The organism is Mesorhizobium sp. M7A.F.Ca.US.005.03.2.1 (assembly GCF_003997795.1).
Lineage (GTDB): Bacteria > Pseudomonadota > Alphaproteobacteria > Rhizobiales > Rhizobiaceae > Mesorhizobium > Mesorhizobium ciceri.
In genome coordinates this window covers 1-2,883 of sequence record NZ_RZRP01000801.1, presented here as the reverse complement: position 1 = coordinate 2,883, position 2,883 = coordinate 1, and the positions used below count along the sequence as shown (strand labels likewise).

Sequence of the window (2,883 nt, the reverse complement as noted above, 5' to 3'; positions counted from 1 at the left end):
AAATAATCCCTGGCGTTGCCCGGGCCGCCGACTTCGGCGGCACGGCCGAGCCAGTAATACGCGCGCGACAGCGTCATCGGCCCTTGGGCAAGGTCGGCGATGCGAGCGAAATGCGTTGCGGCAAGCTTGGGGTCGTTCAGGCCGCGCAACGCGTACCAGCCGGCATGGAATTCGGCGTCGGCCGCATTGGTGGCACTTTCGGCAGCGTGTGTGGCGACGATCTTGTACGCGGCCTTCATGTCGCCCTGGTCGACCAGTTCACGCGACAGCACCCGGCGCTCGACCCACCAGGCATCCGGATCGACCAGAGCTTCGCGATCGGTCGGTGCCTGCATCACAATGGCTGCAGCGCCGGCAAAATCCTCCTGCTTGCGCAAATATTCGGCCTGCGCGAAGAAGTAGCCGGCCGAACGTTGCATTGCCGGCACGGCCTTCAGCAGCTTGGGCGCGTTCTTGTCGCCTTTGTCGGCCGCCGCCCATGCATCGGCGAGCTGCTGGGCGCCGGCGAGGCCGGCGACGCGCAGCGCGGAATTCGCGCGGTCGGCATAGAACATGCGCTCCATGCGAAAGCGGTGGTCTGCGGCCGGGATCAGGCTGCCGAATTCCTTGATCAGCGCCGCCTCGTCCCTGGCCTCCAGGATCGCGGTGCGCCAGAAGGGCGACAGCACGGAACGCGCCGCCTTGGTATTGCTGGACGCCACATAGGCGCGGGCGAGAACCATCACGCCTTCGAATGTCTGCGGCTGGCTGCCATCGAACGCCCTGATGACGATGTCGGGGGCAGGGTTCTCTCGATAGAGCGCGCGCTCGCTGTTCTTGCGAAGGGCTACGGTCCCCGGCCAGTTGGGCAGCATCTTGGCCGCAGCAGTGATATCATCGCTCGGAACCTTGTCGCCGCCATAAAGCGCGATCGCCCAGGCAAGGATATGCTGGTCGAGCGACTGCGCCGGAAGGGCATCGCGCACGCCACGAGCGCGGGGACTATCACCCTGCGCCAACGCATCCAGTCCGCTTTTCAAAGGGGCGACGTCGGGCAAGGGCGCCTGTCGCGTTCTGTCCTGCAGGTCTGGCAGCGCAATTGCCGCGCCTGGAATCGGAATGGCTGAGGTGACCCGTGCGTCCACGCTGCCGCTGATCGCCATGCCCGGCATCAGCGCGAGCGCGGCGCCAAGCAGCGCGAGAAGGTGAGGCCGACCGCCCGGCATGATCCTTAAATCTTTCCTTGTCCTGGCATTCCACAAGCTGGCGAAGATGCCTCGAAGCCTAAACTTAGGTCGTGAAGAGCCCGTAAACAAAGAGTTAGCGAGGCCGTTCGAATTGCGCTTGCTGGCACCATGGCAATGCTTGCCGCGCAACCATGTCGAGACTATGGTGCGCCGCTTCGCTTTCGGTTAGAAGGCGCGACCACAAACACCGACACAAAACACCAGAAGTGCCAAGGAGTTGGACGATATGCTGAGAGGCTCGCTTACTGCGCTCGTGACACCGTTCGAAAAGAGCGGGCGTTTCGACGAGAAAGCCTTTCGCGCATTCGTCGAATGGCAACTCGCGGAGGGCACGACGGGCCTGGTGCCGGTCGGCACCACCGGCGAGTCGCCGACACTGTCGCATGACGAGCACCGCCAGGTCGTCAAGGTATGCATCGAGGTGGCCAAGGGACGAGTTCCGGTCGTCGCCGGCGCTGGTTCCAACAACACCGAGGAAGCCGTCGGGCTCGTGCAGTATGCCGAGAAGGCCGGCGCCGATGCCGCCCTGGTCGTCACGCCTTATTATAACAGGCCGACGCAGCGCGGCCTGTATGAGCACTTCGCGGCGGTCGCCAGGGCGACCAAGCTGCCGATCATCATCTACAACATCCCGCCGCGCTCGGTCATCGACATGATGCCGGACACGATGGGCCGGCTCGTGCACGACTTCAAGAATATCGTCGGTGTCAAGGATGCCACCGGCAAGGTCGAACGGGTTTCCGAGCAGCGTGCCACGTGCGGCAAGGATTTCATCCAGCTTTCGGGCGAAGATGCTTCGGCGCTTGGATTCAACGCGCATGGCGGCGTCGGCTGTATTTCGGTGACGTCGAACGTCGCGCCGCGGCTGTGCGCCGAATTCCAGGAGGCAACGCTTGCCGGCGACAGCGCCAAGGCGCTGGATCTGCAGGATCGCCTGCTGCCGCTGCACAAGGCGATCTTCATCGAGCCTGGCGTTTCCGGCGCCAAATACGCGCTGTCGAAGCTAGGCAAGGTCGAAAACGTGCTGCGCTCGCCGCTGGTGACGATCGAACAGTCGACTGCCGACAAGATCGATGCGGCTATGAAGCACGCCGGCTTGATTAATTAGGGATGAGGCGCCACCTCTCCGCATCATGAATCAAGTCAGAAAAGCCGATCCCAACAACAAGACCGTTTCGGAAAACCGCAAGGCGCGGTTTTCCTATGAGGTGCTCGACACGGTCGAGGCCGGTCTGGTGCTGACCGGCACCGAGGTCAAGTCGCTGCGCCAGGGCCAGGCCAACATCCAGGACAGCTACGCCTCGGTCGAAGGCGGCGAGATCTGGCTGATCAACTCCTATCTGCCGGAATATCTGCAGGCCAACCGCTTCAACCACGAGCCGCGCCGCCGCCGCAAGCTGCTGCTCAACAAGCGCGAAATGGCGAAACTGTCGCAAAGCGTCGACCGCGAAGGCATGACGCTGGTACCGCTGAAAATCTATTTCAACGACCAGGGCCGCGCCAAGCTGCTGCTCGCCGTCGGTCGCGGCAAGAAACTGCACGACAAACGCGAGAGCGAGAAGCAGCGCGACTGGTCGCGCGAGAAGGGCCGGCTGTTAAAAGAGCGTGGGTAGGCTGGGGCCATTCGCTTGAAGAACCGGATTGTCCTCTTTGGTCT

2 protein-coding genes and 1 pseudogene are annotated in these 2,883 nt (G+C 63.0%); 2 read left to right on the top strand and 1 reads right to left on the bottom strand.

All coding sequences use genetic code 11. The features are described from left to right. Positions 1–1,205: pseudogene (locus tag EN991_RS30555) on the bottom strand (lytic transglycosylase domain-containing protein); the annotation flags it as partial. A 247-nt stretch (positions 1,206–1,452) separates the two neighbouring features. Between EN991_RS30555 and dapA the strand changes: the two are divergent. Together dapA and smpB are read left to right on the top strand one after the other, a co-directional pair. After that, positions 1,453–2,334, top strand: coding sequence for a 4-hydroxy-tetrahydrodipicolinate synthase (gene dapA / locus EN991_RS30550; protein ID WP_013532595.1), 882 nt, complete (start codon positions 1,453–1,455; stop codon positions 2,332–2,334). A 25-nt stretch (positions 2,335–2,359) separates the two neighbouring features. Further along, positions 2,360–2,839: an SsrA-binding protein SmpB gene (gene smpB, locus EN991_RS30545; protein WP_013532594.1), complete on the top strand. Its 480-nt coding sequence runs from the start codon at positions 2,360–2,362 to the stop codon at positions 2,837–2,839. The last annotated feature ends 44 nt before the right edge of the window (positions 2,840–2,883 follow it).